Raw genomic sequence first — 1,379 nt, 5'->3', positions numbered from 1 at the left:
ACTCAATGTATTAACTGGAGGCCTAGGTTCGGTTGTAACTTTAGGAGGAAAACTTGTAGTATCAAAAGCGGCAGTGATAGCATCAAAAGCGGTGGTGGCAGCAGCTAAAGATACAAATGAAATAAAAGCTTTGGAAAATATTGCTGCTGATGTTCCAAACAGTGGAAGAAAATTTTGGACTAGTTCCACTACTTTTAAAGGAAATAAGGTTTTTCAGAGAAACGATCTGATTGATCCTAGGCTAGTAGATTCTCGCGGACGAACAAACTTGGAAAGGATGCAAAAGGGATTAGCACCAGTTGGCCCTGATGGAAAGTCAGTTAATTTGCATCATATGACGCAAAAACATAATGGTTCGATTGCTGAAGTCACGCAGACATTCCATCAGAAAAACAGTAAGGCTATTCATATCAACCCTAGTTCCACACATTCAGGAATCGATAGGTCTGCGTTCAATAAATGGCGAACAGATTATTGGAAATCTCGGGCAAACGATTTTTAATTTGATTAGGTTGTTGAATATGAATGATTTAAATGAGGCTTTTCAGCTAATAAGTGATTTTGGTGGTGATTTCGAGGGTGAAAAAGATATTACTCTGATTGAAAAAGCTGAGTCTGCCCTAAACTTAAAGTTTCCACCATCATATCGGGTGTTTTTAAAAACATTGGGCTGTGGGGATATTGAAGGTTTAGAGTTCTATGGGCTGATTGATGATAACTTTGAAAGCTCTTCAGTACCAAATGCTATCTGGTTGACGCTGCATGAGCGTAAGACTTCTGATTTGCCGGATTATCTAGTACTTATCTATGGTTTAGATGACGGTACATTTTATGCTGTAGATACTAAAACAACAGGGGTAGATGGAGAAAATCCTATTGTTAGATATGGAGCTAATGGAGTAACTGAAAAAGTCGCTGATAGCTTTGGCTCCTTTTTACTATCAGAACTTAAGACTATTTTATAGTATAGTTTTGTTTAAGAAAGCCCGCGTTAGCGGGCTTTTTAATGCGCAGCTTGCTGGATTACTGTGTAACCCCCCCCTTATATCGATCATATTTTAAGAGAGTTTTCTTTATTTAACCGCTCATAAAGCTTGGGCGGTAAATCATTCAGTGATTCATGTGGCCGATCATAATTATATTCTTCAATCCAACTATCTGTGATTTCCCTTACCTCAGTCAAGCTATTGAACAAATAACAATCTAATACTTCATTTCGATAAGTCCGGTTAAATCGTTCAATATATGCATTTTGTGTTGGTTTTCCTGGCTTAATAAAATCTAACTTGATGCCATGTTGTTCAGCCCAAACAAATAATAGCCAGCCATTGATAATCAATAACATAACTAGCTTTCAACCCTATATCAACGATTGATGT

2 protein-coding genes and 1 pseudogene are annotated in these 1,379 nt (G+C 37.4%); 2 read left to right on the top strand and 1 reads right to left on the bottom strand.

Features of this window, described 5'->3' with window-relative positions; translation table 11 throughout:
* Positions 1–502 (top strand): HNH/ENDO VII family nuclease (locus G3R48_RS17025; protein ID WP_212593420.1); only part of this gene is annotated, 502 nt, incomplete at its 5' end.
* 19 nt (positions 503–521) lie between these two features.
* Positions 522–965, top strand: coding sequence for an SMI1/KNR4 family protein (locus G3R48_RS17020; RefSeq protein WP_153666372.1), 444 nt, complete (start codon positions 522–524; stop codon positions 963–965).
* 86 nt (positions 966–1,051) lie between these two features.
* Here the strand turns inward: G3R48_RS17020 and G3R48_RS17015 are convergent.
* Positions 1,052–1,309 (bottom strand): annotated as a pseudogene (locus tag G3R48_RS17015) (integrase core domain-containing protein); the annotation flags it as partial.
* Between the last annotated feature and the right edge of the window lie 70 nt (positions 1,310–1,379).

Origin of the sequence: Shewanella intestini (assembly GCF_018221465.1) — a bacterium.
GTDB lineage: Bacteria > Pseudomonadota > Gammaproteobacteria > Enterobacterales > Shewanellaceae > Shewanella > Shewanella intestini.
This window is presented reverse-complemented; position numbering and strand designations above follow the sequence as displayed.